The 22085-nt window shown below is 65.5% G+C and carries 18 protein-coding genes and 1 tRNA gene; 10 read left to right on the plus strand and 9 right to left on the minus strand.

Annotation, left to right across the window (positions count from 1 at the left end):
* Nucleotides 1-158 precede the first annotated feature (158 nt).
* From AB4Z47_RS25090 to AB4Z47_RS25100, 3 genes are read left to right on the plus strand one after another with little or no spacing between them, the layout of a single operon-like run.
* Nucleotides 159-458, plus strand: coding sequence for a hypothetical protein (locus tag AB4Z47_RS25090; protein WP_441954139.1), 300 nt, complete (start codon nucleotides 159-161; stop codon nucleotides 456-458).
* A complete protein-coding gene (locus AB4Z47_RS25095) occupies nucleotides 434-793 on the plus strand; it encodes a hypothetical protein (RefSeq protein WP_441954141.1) in 360 nt (119 codons plus the stop codon). The genes AB4Z47_RS25090 and AB4Z47_RS25095 overlap by 25 nt, the downstream gene beginning before the upstream one ends.
* Entirely contained in the window at nucleotides 790-1044 is a 255-nt protein-coding gene (locus AB4Z47_RS25100) for a helix-turn-helix domain-containing protein (RefSeq protein WP_441954143.1), read from the plus strand. Before AB4Z47_RS25095 ends, AB4Z47_RS25100 begins: the two co-directional genes overlap by 4 nt.
* Nucleotides 1045-1288: 244 nt before the next feature.
* On the opposite strand, the gene AB4Z47_RS25105 is transcribed toward AB4Z47_RS25100, so the two are convergent.
* From AB4Z47_RS25105 to dnaA, 9 genes are all read right to left on the minus strand, one after another.
* Nucleotides 1289-1362, minus strand: a tRNA-Ile gene (locus tag AB4Z47_RS25105).
* Nucleotides 1363-1550: 188 nt separating this feature from the next.
* Entirely contained in the window at nucleotides 1551-2783 is a 1233-nt protein-coding gene (locus tag AB4Z47_RS25110; protein ID WP_441954145.1) for a DUF3566 domain-containing protein, read from the minus strand.
* Nucleotides 2784-2822: 39 nt separating this feature from the next.
* Nucleotides 2823-5342 (minus strand): DNA gyrase subunit A, encoded by a 2520-nt coding sequence (gene gyrA / locus AB4Z47_RS25115; protein ID WP_441954147.1) that lies wholly within the window; start codon nucleotides 5340-5342, stop codon nucleotides 2823-2825.
* Between the two features lie 58 nt (nucleotides 5343-5400).
* Nucleotides 5401-7446 (minus strand): DNA topoisomerase (ATP-hydrolyzing) subunit B, encoded by a 2046-nt coding sequence (gene gyrB / locus AB4Z47_RS25120; RefSeq protein ID WP_441954148.1) that lies wholly within the window; start codon nucleotides 7444-7446, stop codon nucleotides 5401-5403.
* 298 nt (nucleotides 7447-7744) lie between these two features.
* The gene (locus tag AB4Z47_RS25125; RefSeq protein WP_441954150.1) at nucleotides 7745-8665 is read right to left on the minus strand and encodes an alpha/beta fold hydrolase; all 921 of its coding nucleotides are present in this window, start codon (nucleotides 8663-8665) and stop codon (nucleotides 7745-7747) included.
* 133 nt (nucleotides 8666-8798) lie between these two features.
* Nucleotides 8799-9368, minus strand: coding sequence for a DUF721 family protein (locus AB4Z47_RS25130; RefSeq protein WP_441954152.1), 570 nt, complete (start codon nucleotides 9366-9368; stop codon nucleotides 8799-8801).
* Nucleotides 9369-9809: 441 nt separating this feature from the next.
* Nucleotides 9810-11030, minus strand: coding sequence for a DNA replication/repair protein RecF (recF, locus tag AB4Z47_RS25135; protein ID WP_441954154.1), 1221 nt, complete (start codon nucleotides 11028-11030; stop codon nucleotides 9810-9812).
* Nucleotides 11031-11270: 240 nt separating this feature from the next.
* Nucleotides 11271-12446 (minus strand): DNA polymerase III subunit beta, encoded by a 1176-nt coding sequence (gene dnaN, locus AB4Z47_RS25140; protein ID WP_441954156.1) that lies wholly within the window; start codon nucleotides 12444-12446, stop codon nucleotides 11271-11273.
* 915 nt (nucleotides 12447-13361) lie between these two features.
* Complete coding sequence (gene dnaA, locus AB4Z47_RS25145; protein ID WP_441954158.1) at nucleotides 13362-15305, minus strand: chromosomal replication initiator protein DnaA; 1944 nt, start codon at nucleotides 15303-15305, stop codon at nucleotides 13362-13364.
* 648 nt (nucleotides 15306-15953) lie between these two features.
* Here dnaA and rpmH point away from each other — a divergent pair.
* From rpmH to AB4Z47_RS25180, 7 genes are all read left to right on the plus strand, one after another.
* Nucleotides 15954-16097, plus strand: coding sequence for a 50S ribosomal protein L34 (rpmH, locus tag AB4Z47_RS25150; RefSeq protein WP_005516618.1), 144 nt, complete (start codon nucleotides 15954-15956; stop codon nucleotides 16095-16097).
* Between the two features lie 21 nt (nucleotides 16098-16118).
* The gene (rnpA, locus tag AB4Z47_RS25155) at nucleotides 16119-16544 is read left to right on the plus strand and encodes a ribonuclease P protein component (RefSeq protein ID WP_441954160.1); all 426 of its coding nucleotides are present in this window, start codon (nucleotides 16119-16121) and stop codon (nucleotides 16542-16544) included.
* A complete protein-coding gene (gene yidD, locus AB4Z47_RS25160; RefSeq protein ID WP_441954162.1) occupies nucleotides 16541-16939 on the plus strand; it encodes a membrane protein insertion efficiency factor YidD in 399 nt (132 codons plus the stop codon). The genes rnpA and yidD overlap by 4 nt, the downstream gene beginning before the upstream one ends.
* A gap of 4 nt (nucleotides 16940-16943) precedes the next feature.
* Entirely contained in the window at nucleotides 16944-18023 is a 1080-nt protein-coding gene (gene yidC / locus AB4Z47_RS25165; RefSeq protein ID WP_441954164.1) for a membrane protein insertase YidC, read from the plus strand.
* 158 nt (nucleotides 18024-18181) lie between these two features.
* Nucleotides 18182-18688 (plus strand): Jag family protein, encoded by a 507-nt coding sequence (locus AB4Z47_RS25170; RefSeq protein ID WP_441954214.1) that lies wholly within the window; start codon nucleotides 18182-18184, stop codon nucleotides 18686-18688.
* A 141-nt stretch (nucleotides 18689-18829) separates the two neighbouring features.
* Nucleotides 18830-19627, plus strand: coding sequence for a 16S rRNA (guanine(527)-N(7))-methyltransferase RsmG (gene rsmG, locus AB4Z47_RS25175; RefSeq protein ID WP_441954166.1), 798 nt, complete (start codon nucleotides 18830-18832; stop codon nucleotides 19625-19627).
* 1482 nt (nucleotides 19628-21109) lie between these two features.
* Nucleotides 21110-22063 carry a ParA family protein gene (locus AB4Z47_RS25180; RefSeq protein ID WP_441954216.1) on the plus strand — a complete coding sequence of 318 codons (954 nt, stop codon included), beginning with the start codon at nucleotides 21110-21112 and terminating at the stop codon, nucleotides 22061-22063.
* Nucleotides 22064-22085: the final 22 nt, after the last annotated feature.

Consider the following 22085-nt stretch of genomic DNA (forward strand, 5'->3'; position numbering starts at 1 on the left):
CCGCCAACCGCGACGACTCCGCCCGCGACCATGCGACAAGCTGGTCCCGCTCGTCACCGGCCAGTACGAACTCGACATCACTACGCCCGAAACCCGCCACCCCAACACCATAGATAATTAGAGCTGCAATTTCGGGACCGACACACTAGCATGGGGCGATGCGGACGTTCGTGCACGATGCGGCTGTGTGGGGCGTCGCGTGCCCGAGGCAGCCCAGCCGGGTGGTCGGTGTCACCATGGCCGGGTTCCGTGTCCGTGACTTGGACGCGGTCCGGGTGGTCCCGCACCCGGCCGTGACGCTGCTCGTGGAGTTCGGCGCCTGCTCACCGGTCGTGGGCGATGCCGCCGGGCGGCAGCAGCGGGGAAGTGTCGTGGCCGGGCCGGGGTCGGGTCCGGAGGCGCGGTCTGGGCGTGGGGTGAGAACGTCGAGTGCGTGCAGGTGCGCCTGGCCCCGGTGATCGCACGCGCGGTTCTGGGCGTATCCCACACCGACCTCGACGACACCGTCCTGGCCCTCGAGGACCTGTGGGGCAGGGAGGCGTCGCGGATCCGTGAACGACTGGGCGATGTCTCGTCGTGGCAGGATCGCTTCGCGTTGATGGACGCGCTGCTCGCCAGCCGGCATGAGGCGGGGCCGCCGGTGGATCCGGAGGTAGCCTGGGCCTGGCGCCAGATCGTCGGCAGCCATGGCCTGGCCCGGGTCGACGGACTCGCGGCCGAGGTCGGGTGGAGCCGTAAGCGGCTGTGGTCCGGTTCCGGTCGCAGCTCGGCCTGCCGCCCAAGCGCGCCGTGAAGCTGGTCCGCTTCGACCATGCCGCCCACCGCCTGATCGCGGGTGAAGGCGCGGCTCGAGTCGCGGCAGAAGCCGGCTACGCCGACCAGTCCCACCTGCATCGGGACGTCAGGGCATTCACCGGGGCGACCCCCGCGACCGTGGCCGGCGAGCCGTTTCTCGCCGTTGACGACATCGCATGGCCCAGCGGCGGAACACCGCCAAACCTCACATTTCCAGGGCTCTCCGGCTCGGTCACCGGCCGGAGGTGAGACGGCTTTCGCTGTGAACGTCGCCGCTGTCCAGTGCGCTGGGTGGATCCGGCGCCGCTCAGCGGGTAAGGGCGTCGGCCGTACCCGTTCAGACCGCGATGTTACCGACAGCCTGGACGAGCAAGGGTTCGGCGAGCGGGAACAGGAGGGCACGAAATGTGCTAAGAAGCGCGAGGGTTACCCCAATGGTTACGCGGTGCAGAGTCCAGACCACCGGATGGTCGATGACCAGGAATCCAGGGAGTGGGCCTAGGAGGACTTGAACCTCCGACCTCTTCGTTATCAGCGAAGCGCTCTAACCGCCTGAGCTATAGGCCCGTATTGGTGTTGTGTTATGTGCACACTATTGCTTACACACAACACGTTGACCGAGAACAGAGACTACCCGACGCCCCCGAGAACGACCAAAACGGCTGGTAGCGGCCTTTGAGTCGGTTGGCATGCTACCTAGAACGGCCGGTGCTCGCCCTGTGCGGGCCGCGGCACCGGCCGTTCGGAAAGCCGAACTAGTCGGGGTCTGCCAGGGTCACCTGGATTCCACCGACGAGGTCGCAGCACTGGTTGTAGATGAACGTGCCGACTGTACCGAGAGCAGTGAACAGCACGACGTTGATCAGACCGATCACGCCGGCGTAGCCGAACACGGTACCCGCATCGATCAGACCCACCGACCCGCTGTCCTGCGACACCATGTCGGTGAAAGTGTTGTTCAGCCGCTCCCACACGCCCATGCCTTCGAGCACGATGTAGAGCAGTCCGACCGCCAGCATCCACACAAAGAACATCGCAACACTGATCACCAGCGAGATCTTCAGCGTCGACCACGGGTCGATGCGACGGATCTGCACCGTGGCCCGCAGCGGCTCCCCGGAGGCAACCGCCGCGGCGACCGCGACCGGAACCGCGGGCGAAAGCGGCGAAAGCGGCGACGACTGTGGAAGGCCGACACTTTCGGTAGGCGGCAGCGGGTGGCGGAGGTCGGACAGGTCGGGCATGTCCTTGATCAACTCCGGGCGGGCGATGCTGCGGGTGGGTCCGTCGATGCCGACGGACTTCACCATCGCCGCTTCCTTGCGTGCCGCCTTTGCCGCCAGATCGGCGGTGGTGCGCGCATTACCGGCGCCGCCACCGAGGCCGACCGGAGCGGCCGAATTCGGGCGCCCGGTGACCGGCGCCTGACCCGGACGGTACAGATTGGACTGCGGCTCCCGCTGCGGGAGCTGCGCCCACCCGTCCTGGTATGGCGACTGGCCACCGTTGGACGCGGACTTGTCTCCGCCCTCGGGCGCGGACTGTTCTGCCGGGCTGTCGATCCGCAACGGCTGGTCGAACTGTTCCTGGCCGTCGCCGCCGGGCGCCTGGTTCGGCGCCCCCTGCTTGGGTGCGAAATCGCCCTGCTGGTCGCGGATCTCGTGCGGCTGGGGGTTGGGCTGATTGCCGCCTGGCTGCCCGCTGCCCTGGTGCCCACCGAGCTGACCGGCATCTTGGTGTCCACCGGGCTGACCGCCACCGGGCTGACCGCCACCCGGCTGACCGCCACCCGGCTGACCGCCACCCGGCTGACCGCCACCTAGGCGACCGCCCGCCTGACCGCCGCTTTGCTGACCGCCGGGCTGACCGTTCTCGGCCGAGGCGACCGGCCGTGGGATCGGCCGCGGCGGGATCGGTGACGGTGCGATCCTTTCGGTCACACCGTTCGTCTGGTGCCGCTCGTCATTCGGCTGATTCGGAGTGGTCAATGGGAATCCTTAGATCCGTTCGTTGCCGCCGCTGTTGGGTTACTGCTCAGAAGAACCGGTGTCGCCGCTGCCGGCGACCTGATCGGGATCGGGCTCGTCGGCATTGCGCGCGATCGCAAGCAAAGTATCGCCAACCGCGAGGTTCATCAATCGCACACCCTTGGTCTGTCGTCCAGCCTTACGAACCTGCTTTGCCGCCGTCCGGATAACGCCGCCCCCGGAGGTGATCGCGTACAACTCATCCTCGTCATCGACGATGAGCGCCCCGACCAGGGTGCCACGTTTCGCGTCGAACTGGATTGTCAATACGCCTTTACCGCCGCGTCCCTGCGCCGTGTACTCCTCGATCGCGGTCCGTTTGGCGTAGCCGCCGGACGTCGCGACCAGCAGATAGGTGCCGTCGCGGACCACATTGAGCGACAACAGTTCGTCACTGGTATTGAACCGCATGCCCTGCACGCCCGAGGTGGCACGTCCCATCGGGCGCAGTGCCTCGTCGGTGGCCGAGAACCGGATCGACTGGCCGAGCGCCGACACCAGAAGCAGGTCGTCATCGGACGAACAGAGCACGGCACCGACCAGTTCGTCCTCGTCGCGCAGATTCACCGCGACGATACCGCCGCTGCGGTTGGAGTCGAAGTCCGACAGCTTCGACTTCTTCACCAGGCCGTTCTTGGTGGCAAGCACCAAGTAGGGGGCATCGTCATACGACTTGATCTGGATGATCTGGGCGATCTTCTCGTCCGGCTGGAAAGCCAGCAGGTTCGCCACGTGCTGTCCGCGCGCGGTCCGGTTGGCCTCGGGCAGCTCGTAGGCCTTGGCACGGTATACCCGGCCCTTGTTCGTGAAGAACAGCAGCCAGTCGTGCGTCGAGGTGATGAAGAAGTGCTTGACGATGTCGTCTTGCTTGAGGCCCGCGCCCTGCACGCCCTTGCCGCCGCGCTTCTGGCTGCGGTAGAGGTCGGTCTTGGTGCGCTTGGCGTAGCCGGTCTCGGTGATGGTGACGACCACGTCCTCGCGGGCGATCAGGTCCTCGTCGGCCACGTCGCCGTCGGCCGCGATGATGCGGGTCCGCCGATCGTCGCCGTACTTCTCGACGATCTCGGCCAGCTCGTCGTGGACAATGGCGCGCTGGCGCTCCGGCTTCTCGAGAATGTCCTTCAAATCGGCGATCTCGGCCTCGATCTTGACCAATTCGTCGATGATCTTCTGCCGCTCCAAGGCGGAGAGGCGACGCAACTGCATGTCGAGGATCGCGGTGGCCTGGATCTCATCGATATCCAGCAGGTCCATCAGTCCGGTCCGGGCGGTGTCCGTGTTAGCCGAGCGCCGGATCAATGCGATGACCTCGTCGAGCGCGTCGAGCGCCTTGACCAGGCCACGCAGGATGTGGGCCCGCTCCTCCGCCTTCCGCAACAGGTAGCGGGTCCGCCGGACGATGACCTCCAACTGGTGCTCGACGTAGAGCCGGATCATCTGATCCAGGCGCAGCGTCCGCGGCACCCCGTCGACGATCGACAGCATGTTCGCGCCGAAGCTGGTCTGCAGCTGGGTGTGCTTGTAGAGGTTGTTCAGCACCACCTTGGCGACGGCGTCGCGCTTGACCGTCACGACGATTCGCATACCAGCGCGGTCAGAGGACTCGTCGTGAATGTCGGAGATGCCTGCGATCTTGCCGTCCTTCACCTGCTCGGCGATCGAGTTGATGAAGTTGTCGGTGTTGACCTGGTACGGGAGCTCGGTAATGACGATGGTCGTGCGGCCCCGGTTGTCCTCTTCGATCTCGACGACGCCGCGCATCCGGATCGAGCCGCGCCCGGTGGTGTAGGCGTCGTGGATGCCCTGGTTGCCGACGATCAGGCCGTGCGTCGGGAAGTCCGGTCCCTTGACGCGCTCCATGCACGCCGCCAGCGTTGCTTCTTCATCGGCGTCGTGGTTGTCCAGCGCCCAGTAGATCGCCTCGGCGAGCTCGTTCAGGTTGTGCGGCGGGATGTTCGTCGCCATGCCGACCGCGATGCCATTGCTGCCGTTCATCAGCAGGTTCGGCACCCTGCTCGGGAGCACCGTGGGCTCCTGGGAACGACCGTCGTAGTTGGGCGTGAAATCGACCGTCTCGTGGTCGATCTCGCGCAGCAGCTCCATCGCGAGCGGGGTTAGGCGGCACTCTGTGTACCGCATCGCGGCAGCGCCGTCGTTGCCGCGGGAACCGAAGTTGCCCTGGCCGTCGACGAGCGGATAACGCAGCGACCACGGCTGGGCCATGCGTACCAGCGTGTCGTAGATCGACGCGTCACCGTGCGGGTGATAGTTACCCATGGTCTCGGCGACCGGGCGGGCGGACTTCACGTAGCCGCGGTCCGGGCGATAGCCGTTGTCGTACATCGCGTAGAGCACGCGACGGTGCACCGGCTTGAGGCCGTCGCGCACGTCGGGCAGCGCCCGACCCACGATCACGCTCATCGCGTAATCGATGTAACTGCTCTGCATTTCGTTCTGGATATCGACCGGTTCGATACGGTCGCCTGCACCGCCGTTCGGGGGCAGCGTGGTCTCGGTCATGCGGTCTCCTTACAGGGCCTGGCGTGGAGGGGCTGTGCAGCAGCGGAACTCACGCCGGCTATACGTCGAGGAAGCGAACGTCCTTGGCATTGCGGGTGATAAAACTGCGACGCGCCTCGACGTCCTCGCCCATCAGAACAGAGAACAACTCATCGGCCGCGGCCGCGTCGTCGAGCGTCACCTGACGAAGCACCCGCACCGCGGGGTCCATGGTGGTCTCCCACAGCTCTTTGGCGTTCATCTCGCCGAGACCCTTGTAGCGCTGCACACCATCGTCTTTGTTGATCTTCTTGCCCGCCGCGAGACCCGCCTCCAGCAGACCGTCGCGCTCGCGGTCGGAGTAGGCGAACTCCGGTTCGCTGCGCTGCCACTTGAGCTTGTACAGCGGCGGCTGCGCCAGGTACACGTGTCCGTGCTCGACCAGTGGGCGCATGAACCGGAAAAGCAGCGTGAGCAGCAGCGTCGAGATGTGCTGGCCGTCGACGTCGGCGTCGGCCATCAGCACGATCTTGTGGTAGCGCAGCTTGGCGATGTCGAACTCGTCGTGGATGCCGGTGCCGAAGGCGGTGATGATCGACTGGACCTCGTTGTTCTTGAGCACCCGGTCGATACGCGCCTTCTCGACGTTGATGATCTTGCCGCGTAGCGGCAGGATCGCCTGATACATCGAGTCGCGGCCGGACTTGGCCGAGCCACCGGCCGAGTCACCCTCGACGATGTAGATCTCGGATTTGCTCGGGTCTTTCGACCGGCAGTCGGCCAGCTTGCCGGGTAGACCACCCAGGTCGGTGGCGGACTTCCGGCGCACCAGCTCGCGCGCCTTACGCGCGGCGACACGGGCCTGCGCCGAGGACACCGCCTTGTTCACAATGGTCTTCGCGTCGGCCGGGTTGGCTTCGAACCAGTGCGTGAGGTGCTCGTTGCAGGTGCGCTGCACGAACGACTTCACTTCGGTGTTGCCGAGCTTGGTCTTGGTCTGGCCCTCGAACTGCGGCTCGCCGACCTTGACGCTCACGATGGCGGCCAAGCCCTCCCGGATATCGTCACCGGTGAGGTTGCCGTCCTTCTCCTTGATCAGCCTCTTGTCTTTCGCGTACTTGTTGACCACCGTGGTCAGCGCCGCGCGAAAGCCTTCCTCGTGGGTGCCGCCCTCGTGGGTGTTGATCGTGTTGGCGAAGGTGTGCACCGACTCGGAGTAGCCCGAGTTCCACTGCATAGCGACCTCGAGCTCGTGGCCGGTGCCCTTGCCGGTGAAGCCGACGACCGAGTTGTGGATCGGCTGCTTGGTCCGGTTGATGTGGCGGACGAAGTCCTCCAGACCACCCGGGTAGTGGTAGGTCCGCGTTTTCACCTTGTGCTCGACGGGCGCGGCGTTCTCTTCCGCGTGCTTGGGCGCTTCGGCGGTCTCGCTGACCACTTCGTCGGTGACGTCGTTGTCGCTGACACGTTCGTCGGTGAGCTTGATGGTCAGGCCCTTGTTCAGGAAAGCCATCTCCTGGAGCCTGCGGGCCACCGTCTCGAAGTTGTACGTGGTGGTCTCGAAGATCTCGGGGTCCGCCCAGAAGCGAATGGTGGTGCCGGTCTTCTTGGTCTGCTCCCCCTGGGTCAGCTTGCCCGGGGTGGAGTCCTTGTAGGTCTGACTCCAGTGGTAACCGTCGCGGTCGATCTCCGCCTCCAGTCGGCTCGACAGCGCGTTGACCACGGAGATACCGACGCCGTGCAGACCACCGGACACCGCGTAGGAGTCCGAGTCGAACTTGCCGCCCGCGTGCAGCTGGGTCATGACGACCTCGATGGTGGGGACGCCCTGAGCGTGCATCGCCACCGGGATGCCTCGGCCGTCGTCGACCACCTCGACACCACCGTCGGCCAGCAGGGTGACCTCGACCTTCGTGGCGTACCCGGCCATCGCCTCGTCGACAGAGTTGTCGACGACCTCCCAGATCAGGTGATGCAGGCCGCGCTCACCGGTGGAGCCGATGTACATGCCCGGACGTTTGCGGACCGCCTCGAGCCCCTCGAGAACCGTGATGGAGGAGGCACCGTAGTCCTGCTTCCCGGTCGCCCTGGTCGAACCCGATGCGTTGGAGTCGTTGGCAGCCACTGGTCGGTAGCTCTCCTTACTTGCTGATCCTCGGTGTGTAACGCTTGGACAGCACACGTGGGGCCCTGGTCATGTCTGCTCGAGAATTACGGGTCCACGCGGGCTTGTGCCGAACGCGCCGAAGGTATCGCCGCTAGTTACGCCACCATCCTACTGGTACACCCAACTTACAACGCACCTCCGACACCCCTGGCAGCTCCGTGGATGCGAGAAATCGGATTACCACGACTCGGTTCCGCCTTCCGGCGGTTTTGATCCATCAGACGTCGGCTGAGAGATGCGTGGCGCGTTAGCCGCTTCAGACCGGTGGTTCACGGTCGGCGCCGATCCGGTCGACGAAGGCAGCGGTGCGGCGAGCCAGGTCGGCCGGATGTGAGATCGGCGACCAGTGCCGCGCCGGGATCTCGGACCGGATCAGGTTCGTCACCCACCGGTCGGCCTCGGCATTCACCACCGGCCGCACCGCGCGGTCGCCGGTCGAGACGATCACCTGCACGGGCACGTCGATCCGACGCGGCCGCGGATTGCGCAGGTGGGGCCGGATGTTCGCGCGGTAGAGCTTCAGGTTGTTGATCATGTCGGCGCGCAGCGTAGGGGCCGTCTCCACCAGTTCGGGGTTCAGGCCGTCGAAGAAGGCGAGGAAGCGAGGCCAGCGGTTGGACAGCAGCCGCAGCAGCGGATTCGGCAAGCCGGGAATCTGGAAGGCGACGGTGTATGCCGAGGCGATCGCTTGTGACAGTGAGCCGCGCAGCCGTGCCAGGGAGAAGGGGCCGCGCAGGTAGGCACCGAGGAAGTCGAGGTTGGGACCGGACACCGAGGTGAACGACGCGATCACGGACGCGGCGTCCGAAGCGGAGACCAACTCCCAGCCGATTACCGAACCCCAGTCGTGGCCGAGGACGTGCACCCGCTCGCCCGGCGCAACAGCGTCGATCACCGCACGGACGTCGGCCGCGAGCTCCTCGATGCGGTAGGCGGCGACATCCGCGGGTACCGAACTATCGCCCGCGCCGCGGTTGTCGAAAGCGATCACACGAAGACGGCCGGCGAGCAGCGCGGCGACACGGTTCCACAGCAGATGAGTATCGGGCCAGCCATGGACGAGCAGGACCGGCGCCCCCTCGGGATTGCCGCATTCGTACACGGCGAGCTCGACCTCGTCGCGGCGAACGGTGCGCGTCGCGGACGCGGAAAACGGACCGGCGGCGGTGGTTGCCATCGAAGCCCCTTCTGCCCGGACGCTTTCGATCCGACGTTGGAGCCTCCGGGCGCGACATCGGGCCGAGGCGTTCCACGTGAAACGCCCATGTCTCATGAACGTAACACCGGGTATCAGATATTGGCCAGCCTGCTCACCCGTAGGTGTCGCGCGGCCCGCGACCTTTGATGTGCCGGTCACCCTTGCGCCAGCTCGGCGCGGCCGGACCGGAGATCTTCAGCGATGTCACCACACCCTGACCGACGGCGACATTGATCTTCGCCAGGATCTGGGCCTGGAGCATGCGAAGCTGGGTCGCCCACGCGGTCGACTCGGCGGCGATGCTCAGTACGCCGTCCTTCAGGGTGACCGGTGTTGCGTGCGCGGCGATGTCCTCGCCGACGACGCCCGACCAGCGGCCGAACACCGTACCCTCGGCGACCTTGTTAGACCAGCCGCGGCTCTTCGCGATGGACCCCGTCAGCTTGGACAGCAGCTGGGGATCGCGATCGTCCGGCCGCGCGCCGGACCACCCGGTGCGTCTGCGGGCGCCGGAACGGAGCCTGCGCTGCGGAGAGGAACGCCCCTGGCCGACAGCCTTGCCGCTGGCCCGCGCCGCGGCGCGGGCTTCCTCCAGCGCGCGGCGCGCCAGATCAATGCCGCGCAGCTCAGGTTCCTTGCCTTCGGACTCGGCGGCTCCGGGCTGGTCGGGCGTATCACCCATCGCCCCTCTCCCTTCCCGGACACTCGTTTATCCCCAGTTTCGGCCGAGTTGTCCCCAACTTTTGCCGTATGTTGCCAGCTGAGCGAATTCGCATGTTGCCCAGTGGTGGACAAGCGGAAAAAAGACCTGTTCGACGCCCATATCGAGAATTTGCGGACGAGAACAGTCGATCGCTCAACTGTTGCTGAACCGGATCTCACCGGTTCAGCGGAGGCGGTCGAGCTGAGTTCTCCACAGGTATTGGTTGATCGAACTCGGCTGTTCGCACGTGCGGGGCGGTGGTCCCGACGAGTGGTCACTGTAGTGGACCGCGCAGCTCGCCGCCGGACGCGGCACGGCCGCGCGAATCGCGTATCGGCGGAACTGCTGCGAGCACCACCATCGGCTCCGGCGTCGGGAAGCGTCGACCCGACACAGCTGGGGATAGCCACGGACGCGGACCTACGAATCCGGCTCGGCGCCGGCCGCGGAATCCTCCGGCAGTTCCGTGATCGCTGCCGAGTCGGCGATACGCGAGATCCGGCCGTCGGGCCCCCCGGTGGTCTCGACCCGCAACGGCACTGCGGCAAGTTCGGCGGGTACGTCCTCCGGCACCGCAGCGGTGATCAGCACCTGCTCCGCCCCTGCGGCCACCGCGGCCAGTGCGGTGCGGCGCCGGTGGTCGAGTTCGGCGAACACGTCGTCGAGCAGCAGCACCGGTTCGGCTCCTGTGGCGCGCAGCAGTTCGAACGACCCGAGCCGCAGGGCCAGCGCGAACGACCATGATTCGCCGTGACTGGCGAACCCCTTCGCGGGCGCATCCCCGAGTGTCAGCTCCAGCTCGTCGCGATGTGGGCCGACCAGGCACACACCGCGCTCGAGTTCCTTGGTCCTGGCTGCGGCGAGTTGACGCAACATGATCGCCTCCAGCGCCTCGGTGTCCTCAGGCCGCGGTTCCCTGTCCGGATCAAGGAACTCCGGCGGCACCGCGGCGCTGTGGTATGTGATCGAGGCGGGACGCGATTCGGGAGCGATCGAGGCGTAGCACTGCGCGAGATAGGGAGCGAGGTCGTGCACCAGGCGCAGCCGCTGCGCAAGCAGCACCGACGCGTGGATGGCCAAATGCCCATCCCATACGTCGAGGGTGCTCAGATCGGCCTTCGACCGGGCTTGCCGCCCAGCGGATTTCAACAACGCGGAGCGCTGACGCAGCACACGGTCGTAATCGCTACGGACCGCGGCCAACCTGGGCAGCCGAGCTGTGCACAACTCGTCCATGAAGCGACGGCGCTCGCCAGGATCGCCGCGCACCAGCGCGAGGTCCTCCGGGGCGAACAGCACCATCTGCAAGATGCCGAGTATTTCGCGGGTCCGGCGGACCGGTGAGCGATTGATCTGTGCGCGATTGGCGCTGGCCTGGTTCAGTTCGATATCGATCCGCAACTCGCGACCGGTGTTGACCACCGTCGCGCCGACCCGGGCGCGTTCGGTGCCCAGCCGTATCAACGGGGCATCGGCGGACACACGGTGCGAGCCGAGCGTGGCCAGGTAGCCGACCGCCTCCAGCAGGTTGGTCTTGCCGTTGCCGTTCGATCCCAAGAAGACGGTGCGACCTGGGGATAATTCGAGTTCCACATGCTCCCATGAGCGGAAGTCACGCAGCGACAGGGACCGGATGAACATCCGCTATCGTGCCCTTACCTGGGGCGGAGCAGTCTTTTCTGCTGGTCTGGACACCATCGGCACCGGCGTCGACCGCCTTTCCGCGCACCGACCCCCTGTGGAATACCTGTGGATAAATTTTGCGTGCACCGGCGTCGCCGAATTCCAGGAGGTCGCTGCCGGTTTCGAAGCGGTGCGGCCGATTATCCACACCGGATCACATGATGCGGATCCGCACGATACCCGATCACGCACCGGTGATCAGCCTGGGAGCCGGACCGGCATCAGCAGATAGATGTACGGGCTGGCCAGCGCCGCGAACGCACCGGAGTCGAGCACCTCGGGCTCTTCTTCGGAAGCGGGCAGCAGTACCGCGGGCCTGCTCGGCGTGGTGAAGCCGAAGGTGACCCGGTCGGCGTGCAGCGCGGAGAGCCCATCGATGAGATAACCGGGGTTGAACGCGATGGTCAGCGATTCGCCGCGGAAATCTGCTTCCAGCCACTCTTCGGCGCGACCCGCATCGTCACCACCCGCGGACAACAGCAAGCCCTCACCGGAGAACTCCAGTCGTACTTGAGCGCCGCGCTCGGCGACCAGCGCGACGCGCTTGATGGCTTCGGTCAGCGCGGCCACCGTGAGAGTGGCGATCGAGGTGTGTTCCTTCGGAAGCAGCTGGCGGAACTTGGGGAATTCCGCGTCGAGCAGGCGGGTGGTCGTTCTACGGCCCGCGTTCACGATGCCGAGCAGGCCGTCCGATCCCGCTCCGGTGCCCAGGGACAACTGCACGGGGGCGTCGGACGGTCCGAGGGTCTTGGCGGCCTCGGACAGCGTCTTGGCCGGGATGAGTACCGCAGTCTCGATATCGGCGCGGGCAGGCTGCCATTCGATGTGCCGGACCGCGAGGCGGAACCGGTCGGTGGCCGCAAGGACGACTTGCTGACCTTCGATCTCGACCCGGATACCCGTGAGCATCGGGAGGGTGTCGTCACGGCCCGCGGCGACGGCGACCTGGCCGACGGCCTCGGCGAAGACATCCACACTCAGTTCACCGGTCTGCTGCGGCACTTCGGGAAGCTGGGGATAATCCTCGACCGGCATCGTGGGCAGGGAGAATTTCGCGCTGCCACAGGTGATCAGCACGCGGGTGCCGTCCAACGAGACGTCGACGGGCTTGTTGGACAACGCCTTGGTGATGTCGGCCAGCAGACGGCCGGAAACGAGCACTTCGCCCGGCCCCGCGACCTCGGCTGCCACCCGCATCTGCGCGGAGACCTCGTAGTCGAAGCCGGAGACGGTCAGACCGTCCTCGCTCGCGACCAGCAGCACACCACCGAGCACCGGGACGGGAGGCCGGGACGGGAGGCTGCGCGCCACCCAGGCGACGGACTCGGCGAAATCCTCTCGGGCGACCCGAAACTTCATGCCTGCAAGCTCCATGGCCCGATCTGTCCTCTCCCGGTTCCGTGATCTGTTGTCGGCTCGTCAGTGTCGGTTCTCGAAAGGGTTCTGCCGATCGGCCGCCTTCGAAGTCTGGCACAGGCGACCGACATCAAACCGTACCCGCGTGTGAGACGTGTACCTAGCCCGACCCTCCGGCGGTACCGGCTGTCTGTGCCGTGAGCGCTGACAAGTGTTCGGGGAAGAGGGCGTTCGAGTCGCGCCATAGTGCGCTCCGAATCGATCCGGTGTCTCGTCGGTCTGTGGGACTCGGTCGGTTGATCGGTGTCGCGGACGAAGTGATGTGTGGAGATCGGTCTGCGTTCTCCTCTGTGCAGAAAACGGGAGCGGCCCCGAACGTGCGTCGTGCGACCAACTTTCCACACACCCTGTTTTGAAGAGAGATCTCTAATGAGAAGAACTGAAGTAGTAATAGGTGCTGTGGATTCTGTGGACTGCGGCCGAATCCACAGGTCAGCGGGCGTGGTGCCGTGGGGATGACCGTGGGGTGTCTCGAGGATGAACGTGAGGCATCTGTGGACGTTCTCCGGTTGTCCCCCGTTCATCCTCGAGCGCTCCTCGAGTTGTTCCACCGGATTCGCCTGATTGTTCCATGTGTGCACGGAATCGTGGACAGCTCGAGGATTCCTCGAGGACTCCACAAGGATTCCTCGAGGAATCCACAAGGCTCGATTCGGACACCACGCTGGTCAGCAGGTGTGTACAACCATCGATGTGGAAACTGTTGAATTCGTCCTGTGAGTCGCCGGGTTTAGACGCCCTCCCGGCCTGTGAGCGAATCGGTGGACAAACCGGTGGATTCCTCGAGGACTCCACAAGGATTCCTCGAGGAATCCACAACCCACAAAAAAGCACCGCCCCAGGTCAGGGGCGGTGCTCAGCTGTGTATGAAGCTCAGCGCGAGCGCTGTTTGATCCGGGCTGTGAGTTCTTGCACCTGGTCGTAGACTCGACGTCGCTCGGTCATCTCCTTGCGCACTTTCTTCTCCGCGTACATCACGGTCGTGTGGTCGCGGCCGAACGCCTGACCGATCTTCGGCAGCGACAGATCCGTCAGCTCACGGCACAGGTACATGGCGATCTGCCGGGCCTGAGCCAGTGGCCGCGCCTTGCCCGGGCCGGTGAGCTCCTCCAGAGTGGTGTTGAAGTACTCGGCGGTGACGGCCATGATCGTCGCTGCGTTGATCTCCAGCGCCGCGGTGTCGGGCATCAGATCGCGCAGCACCACCTCGGCCAGTGGCAGATCCAGCGGCTGACCATTCAACGAGGCGAACGCGGTCACGCGAATCAGCGCGCCCTCGAGCTCGCGGATATTGCGCTCAACCCGGCTGGCGATCAGCTCCAGCACGTCGTGCGGCACATCGAGCCGGTCCATCCGCGCCTTCTTGCGCAGGATGGCGATCCGGGTTTCCAGCTCGGGCGGTTGCACGTCGGTGATCAGTCCCCACTCGAACCGCGTCCGCAGCCGCTCCTCCAGGGTGGCCAGCTGCTTGGGCGGACGGTCCGAGGAGACGACGATCTGCTTGTTCGCGTTGTGCAAGGTGTTGAAGGTGTGGAAGAACTCCTCTTGGATACCTTCCTTGCCCTCGATGAACTGGATGTCGTCGACCAGCAGGATGTCGGTCTCCCGGTATCGGCGCTTGAACGCGACCTTGCGGTCGTCGCGCAGGCTGTTGATGAAGTCGTTGGTGAACTCTTCGGTCGAGACGTACTTCACTCGCATGCCGGGAAACAGACGCTGGGCATAATGCCCTGCCGCGTGCAGCAGGTGCGTCTTGCCGAGTCCCGAGGCGCCCCAGACGAACAGGGGGTTGTAGGCGCGCGCGGGGGCCTCGGCGATTGCGACGGCCGCGGCATGCGCGAAGCGGTTGGACGCACCGATGACGAAGGTTTCGAACGTGTACTTCGCATTCAAACTGGCCGAGGAGGTCGCGGGCGCGGGGGTCTCCTGCGACTTGGTGAAGTAGGTCGGCCAGGAATTTCGGACGTTCACCACAGGCTCGTCGTCACGGTCGCCGTGGGGGTTGTCGCCCACCGGCTCGCGTACTGGATCGTGCGCCAGTCCCGTGTCGTCGGCCTCCGTGGCTTCGCGCACCGGGGCGCGGACTGGACCGCGCATCGTGCCGGGACCAGGGTCAGGGTTGAACAAAGACTCCTGCCCGGGCGGGATGGCCTGCTCACGGCGCGGAGGAAGTCCGGCTTCGCGCCGCGGGGCGGGGTCCTGGGCCGATACCGAGGGCCTCTCGGCTGTCGTCGAGTAATCGCCGCGCGACCGGTAGTCGGCATGGGAGTACTCCGGCTGGGTGTACTCCTCCTGCGGCACGTACTCCTGCCCGTACTCGGCGCCGGCATAGTCGGAGCCGTCGCTGTAGGACGGAGCAGGTGCGAAGTCTGCGGGCTGTGCATAACGGGGTGCTGGGTACTCGTCGCGGCCGGGAAAATCGGACCTCGGGTATCCGGCGGGGCTGCGGCCGGTGTCGCGTGCGCGTTCAGGTCTGCTCGTCATTCTGGCGTGCCGGGGATTGCTGCTCTGCCGGTCGGCGGTCGGCGCAGTCGGCGCGGCGATCCGGACACCGAGTCCCTCCACCTGGGGACCGAGCCGGCGGGCGAGGGAGCGCAGGATGGGCTCGCGCAGATCGCGTTCGATGGCCTCTTGAGCCAGCGACGAGGGGACCGAGAGCAGAGCGAAACCCTGTGCGACGGTCAGCGGCTTGACCAGCTTCAGCCAGGCCTGCTGTGCTCTGGTCACCGGCGGGATGGCACCGTCCGGTGAGCCGGTGGTCAGCTCGGTCACAACCTCGGGCCACACCGTGGCCAGCACGTTCTGCTCGTCGTCCATGCAGTTTCCTCCCCGGAAGTAGGTCGATAGGAGCAGACGGCCGGGGCACGCGGGGAGGATGTGGTGCGACCGTGCTCGAGGTCGGTCCCGTGATCCTGCGTACATCCGTAACCGGTTCGGACGACGCCCGGGTCCCCCGTCCGGGCGGCGGCGTGGCACCGTCGGCCCTACGAATATGCCACTCCGGGGGTCTTTCCACACAATTATCCACAGATGTGGAGAACCTTGGGGAACGGGGAAACCCGCACACGCGTGTGGACCGCGACGCTACGACCAGCGGTTCTCTAGCAATCTTCTGGCTAAGTGCTGTGGTGGTTGAAGTGCGCTGTGACCAGGGGGCCTGGACGAACTCGCGGTCACCGCCAGGACGGCGAACTCTTCGGTGCCGGATACTGCCTGGTCGAGCGGCCTGATCCGGTCGGGTGGGGCGAGTTTGACCCGTCACTAGCCGATCAGTACCCTCGTACAGTCACCCCTTGGTGCGGTGGCGGTCTTGTGCTGACCGCGTTTAGGTCGTGATCGACCGACTGTGCGCCAGGACCGACGCGCGCCGATGATGACCAGACCTGCGATTCATTCGCGCAATACACGTATCACCGACAAGCTTCGGGCACTACCTGGTGCCCGCCTACTCGAGGAGTGTTGACCGTGGCCAAGGGCAAGCGGACGTTCCAGCCGAACAACCGTCGTCGGGCGCGGGTTCACGGCTTCCGCCTCCGGATGCGCACCCGTGCGGGCCGCGCCATCGTCTCGGCGCGTCGCCGCAAGGGCCGCGCTGAACTCACTGCCTGATCCTCGCTCTCGGACGCTCGGGTGTTGCCTGAGCCGTATCGGTTGCATCATCGTGCCGACTTCTCCCGGACGGTGCGCCGCGGCCAGCGAATCAGGAGGCGGGATCTGGTCGTGCATGCGTTCGTTCGCGGGTATGACGGAGTCGTGAGCGCTGACAGACGACACGACGATCCGATCCCGAACGATGTGCTGGTCCGCGTAGGCGGGCCGCGATTCGGGTTGATCGTCAGCAAGGCGGTGGGCAATGCGGTGATTCGACACCGCGTGGCCCGCCGCCTGCGTCATATGTGCGCCCAGGTGATCGCCGAGCTGCCCGCCGGGACGGACGTCGTGATCCGGGCACTGCCGGGCGCCGCGACGGCGTCATCGGATGACCTCTTCCGCCAGCTTCACGGCGCACTACGCAAGCTCGGCGTAGGCGCCACGGTCTCAGGCGGTCCGGCATGAGCCTGGCCGCGAAGATCGCCCGCCTGCCGGTCAACACACTGGTCTTTCTGATCGAGCTGTATCGGACCTATATCTCTCCCACCCGCATGCCGGTGTGTCGATTCACCCCGACCTGCAGCGAGTACGCGGTCACCGCACTTCGCACCCGCGGCCTGTTCATCGGGGTCGGATTGACGGTCGTGCGCTTGGCTAAATGCGCGCCCTGGCACCCTGGTGGGTGGGACCCCGTCCCGGAGCGGAAGCGGAGCACCCTTCGCACCGAGCCGGCAGACGAGGCAGCTACCGACGCGGCGCCGCAGGAACCGAGCCTGCCCGCCGAGCCTCCGTCGGGGCCGAACGCTTGTAAAGGATCGCCGCACGCGGTGATCGGCGACACGAACGACGGGAGTGCATAGAGCCGTGCTCGACTTCATTTATTACCCGGTGTCCTGGATCCTCTGGTTCTGGCATCGGGTCTTCGGGTTCGCGTTCGGCGCGGACAACGGTCTCACCTGGGCGCTGGCCGTGGTGTTCCTGGTGTTCACATTGCGCTTGGTGCTCTACAAGCCGTTCGTGAAGCAGGTACGCACCACAAAACAGATGCAGGAGCTGCAGCCGCAGATCAAGGAGCTGCAGAAGAAGTACAAGAACGATCGCCAGAAGATGGCGGTCGAGATGCAGAAGCTGCAGAAGGACAACGGCTTCAACCCGCTGATGGGCTGCTTGCCGATCCTCGCCCAGGTCCCGGTTTTTCTCGGGCTGTTTCACGTGCTGCGCTCGTTCAACCGGACCGGCCACGGTCTCGGTCAGCTCGCCATGACGCCCGAGCAGAACGCGAACACCGCGAACTACGTCTTCAGCACCACCGACGTTCAGTCCTTCCTGAGTGCCCGTATCTTCGGCGCGCCGATCTCGGCGTTCATCACCACGCCGGTCAACGAACTGCAGGCGTTCGCGAACTACGGCGGCGTGCCGACCAAGCTGAGTATCGCGCTGGTCGCCATCCCGCTGATGGTCATCGCCGGTCTGGCAACCCACTTCAACGCGCGTGCGTCGGTCGCGCGGCAGACCCCTGAGGCTGCCGCCAACCCTCAGGCCGCGATGATGAACAAGCTCGCGTTGTGGGTGTTCCCGCTCGGCGTGCTCGTCGGTGGTCCCTTCCTGCCGATCGCGATCCTGCTGTACTGGGTCTCCAACAACATCTGGACCTATGGGCAGCAGCACCTCGTCTTCGGTCGGATGGCGAAGGAAGAGGAAGCCAAGAAGCAGGCGAAGCTGGAGCAGCGCGCGCAAAACGCTCCGAAGCCGGGCGCCAAGCCGGTCAACGTGAAGAAGAAGCCGGCGCCCGCGACGGATGCCGAGCCGTCGGAGGCGGCCGACGCTGCTCCGTCCACGAACGGCACCGCCAAGCCGACGAAACAGGCCGCGGTTCAACGCCGTTCGAGCAGCCAGAAACGGTCAGGCAACCGAGGCAGGCCGAACCAGAAGCGCAGGCGCTGACTACATGATCGGCGGGCTGGTCGGTCCGCCGCTTTTGCTGAGCAAACCTTGATCGCGAATACCGTCCGGCGGCGAGTGCCCGGCGCGCGCGATGAGCAGATGAAGGAAACCAAATGACTATTGAGACTGACGGAGGGGACGCCACAGTGGCGACGACGATGGTGAACGCCGAGACGGACACCGGCGATGTCGTGAACGATGCAGAGGAAGCACTCATCGAAGAAGGCGAGATCGCGGGCGACTACCTCGAGCAGTTGCTCGATGTACTCGACTTCGACGGCGACATCGATCTCGACGTGGAAGGCGACCGCGCCGTCGTGAGTATTGACGGCGGCCGCGACCTGACGAAGCTCGTTGGCCGCAACGGCGAGGTGCTCGATGCCCTGCAGGAGCTGACCCGCCTGGCCGTGCAGCAGACAACGGGCGTGCGTAGTCGGTTGATGCTTGACGTGGCGGGGTGGCGTGCCAAGCGGCGGTCGGAGCTGAGCGCGCTCGGTGCGGCCGCGGCGCAGCGCGTGCTGGAGTCGGGTGCGCCGGAGCCGCTGGCGCCGATGACGCCGTTCGAGCGCAAGATCGTGCACGACGCGGTGGCCGCGGTAGATGGTGTCAGCAGCGAGAGCGAAGGTGTCGAGCCGAACCGTCATGTGGTGGTCGTTCCCTCCTGAATATCGGACTTTCCCGAGGAGCGTCATGTTTCGCGGCGGGGACGGGTAGTGGTTGGATAGGGCCTCTGGTCTTCGGACCGGGGGCCTTATTCGTGCCCGGCGCCCGGCTGCTCGCTCGCTGATCGACTCGAGTTCGGAAGGATGTTTCACGTGGAACGAGATCTTGGTGGAACCACCGCGGTGCCTACAGAGCTGGAGCCACCCGCGCCGGCGGCAACCGTCTTCGGCGACCGACTCGATCTCGCGCGGCGATACTGCGCGGCGCTCGCGACCGCCGGTGTCGAGCGCGGGTTGATCGGTCCCCGTGAGGTGCCGCGCCTCTGGGATCGACACATCCTCAACTGTGCGGTGCTCGGCGAGCTGATCGCCGAGGGCGCGTCCGTGGTCGACATCGGCAGCGGCGCCGGGCTGCCTGGCATCCCGCTCGCGATCGCGCGACCAGACCTCCGGATCACCTTGGTCGAGCCGCTGCTGCGCCGCACGATCTTTCTGAGCGAGTTCATCGAGTCGGCCGGGCTGGACATGACCGTGGTGCGCGGCCGTGCCGAACAATCGGGCGTGATGAAGGAGGCGGGCGGGGCTGACGTCGTGACGTCGCGCGCGGTCGCTCCCCTCGGGAAGCTGGCCCAGTGGTCGCTCCCTCTCCTCCGCGACCACGGACACATGCTCGCGCTCAAGGGCGCCAGCGCGTCGGAGGAACTCGAACGCGACGGACAAGCACTAGCTCGGGCCGGCGCGGGCAACGCGATTGTGCTCGAGTGCGGAGTGGGGTTGGTGTCCACACCAACGATGGTGATCAGCGCCGAGCGGCTCCCCCGTGCCGAGCGGAGCTCGCGGCGGCGGGCGGAGCGGAAGGTCGAGCGCCGAGCGAAGGGCGCAAGCCGTAGTGGCACGGACGAGCGTGGCCGAGCGATGCGTGCGGCTCGGAAGGCCAAGTAGGAGAAGTCGGTTCGCCCAACGGGTGCGTCTGAGGGCCGATCCATCGGGCGGCTCGTGCCGGTCTGCGAAGTATGGTCGATCGCGGGTGTCTGACGGATGCTCTTAAAGGGGGCGGCGTTATTTCGTCACTCTGACGGAAGGGGGCGGATCGCGGGACAAAGGGTGCGGATCCGAGGCATTCTCCTCATCACTCCCCCGACCGGGCGCGCTGCTGTCTCTACACCGAGTAGTTCCCCGGCCGCCATCGCCGCCTCCGGTCGCGTCCATATTCCGGCAAAATTGATTGCCGCGGTCCATTCGTTTGCAACAGCGTTCCGGATTGATGTAGCTGGGGATCTTCAAGTTCCTGACCGATTGTGTGGGAAGGGGTAGCGGACGAGAGCTGGAGCTGCTTCGAACTGTTCTGTGGTCGCTCGCCAATGTTTCACGTGAATCAACGTCGGGGCCAAGTCTTTCGGCGCCCAGTCCGTCGCATTTGCGTGGCAGGAGGGCTGACGAGGCGGCTCCAGTTGTAGCCAGCGCGGGGTTTCCGGGTCGCGTCAGTATGAAAATTTGGATCCGAGCAGCGGGACCGGTTGGCTCGCTATTGAAGGTATCTAGTTCGCGCCGAATGGATTCACGTGAAACATCTGCCCAGAGGTGCGGCGCATGAATCTTCTGTCGGGCAGTGCCAGCCCGCGTCGCGGGCGTAGCTCGTTCCCACGGTCAATCGGGACTGGATCAGCCGGGCCGCCTGCGGAATAGCCGCGAACTGGCGCCGTGTCCACTTCGTGTGGCGGTCCGTGATCCCCGGCTCGAGAGGGGAGCAGTGTTTCTGGTCGCCGCCGCGTGTTCCGACGGCCCGATCCGCGGCGCCACGCCGGTCCCGCGAGGACAGCTCTCCTGGAATCATGCAGACGCCAACGCCGCATACCCGCATCATGATTCGATCCCACTCGTAGTACCGCTTCCGCCAGGCTCGGGCCGTTGGGGCGCGGCAGTTCCGACGTCCATCGTTTGCGGGCGCATTGAGGTCCCGCCCACCCAGCCTGTGATCCGTCGACGCGATGATTCTCTGGCGCAGGGGATGACCGTTGGGACGGAAAGTCACTGGGCCAAACCCATTGGAAGGCTCTTGCGGCGCCTATGTTTCATGTGAAACAGCGAACACCGAGACTCGAATCCTGCTGTTTTGCGTGTCCCTTTGCGCGTCGCAGCGATTCAGCTTTCTTATCGCGCTCAGTGCTGGCAAGCTAGTGGGCGTTGGGCGTGAGCGTAGATGCCACGGAGGAATCTGGTTGTCACATCGGCAAGGGCTCCGCTCGGTCGATCGGGCGCCGCTAACCCGGTTGAGCATCATGTTCGATCCGACAAAGGCTGTTACAGACACGGCGCCGTCCCCGCCTGGCGCGTGCACGTCGTCTGAAGTTCTCGGGTAAGGAGCTGTCTATGTCGAGCGGTCCGGCGAATGTTTCACGGGAAACGACGTCGCGCGTGCCGGGGATGCTGGACTCCAGCAATTTCGACACGGAAGCATTCGGAAGCACACCGTTCGGGCACATCTCCCCCAGTGAGACCCCGATAGCCGCCGAAGCTCAACGTGCAAGTCAGGTCCTCCATCCAGGAAAGGTGACAGTGCCGAAACCGCGCGAGCAACGCATCATCACGATCGCCAATCAGAAAGGCGGCGTCGGGAAGACGACCACCGCGGTGAATCTGGCGGCCGCCCTGGCTCATCAGGGTATGACGGTGCTCGTGATCGATCTCGACCCGCAGGGCAACGCCAGTACCGCTCTCGGTATCGAGCATCACTCGGGCGTCCCCTCTAGCTACGAGCTCCTCATCGGCGAGGTCTCCATCAAGGACGCGATCCAGCAGAGCCCGCATAGTGAACGACTCCTGTGCATTCCCGCGACCATCGATCTGGCGGGCGCCGAAATCGAACTCGTGTCGATGGTGGCCAGGGAGGGGCGACTGAAGGCCGCTATCCAAGAGGCGAACATCGCCGGGTACGGCATCGACTACGTGATGATCGACTGCCCGCCCTCACTGGGTCTGCTGACGGTCAACGCGATGGTCGCGGCTAAGGAGGTACTGATCCCGATCCAGTGCGAGTACTACGCGCTGGAAGGCGTCGGTCAGCTCCTGCGCAACATCGGTCTGGTGCAGGCCCATCTGAATCCGGAACTTCATGTGTCGACCGTGATCCTGACGATGTACGACGGTCGGACCAAGCTGGCGGACCAGGTCGCTGAGGAAGTTCGCGGGCACTTCGGCGACGTGGTGCTGCGCTCGGTGATTCCACGCAGCGTGAAGGTTTCGGAGGCGCCGGGCTATGGCATGACGGTGCTCGATTATGATCCAGGCTCCCGGGGCGCGATGAGCTACCTGGATGCCGGTCGCGAGATCGCGGCCCGCGCGATAGTGCTTGGCGCCGCGACGAAGTCGGTGGAGTGACTCGGTGCGCCGATCTGATGCT

Origin of the sequence: Nocardia sp. 2TAF39 (assembly GCF_052114905.1) — a bacterium.
GTDB lineage: Bacteria > Actinomycetota > Actinomycetes > Mycobacteriales > Mycobacteriaceae > Nocardia.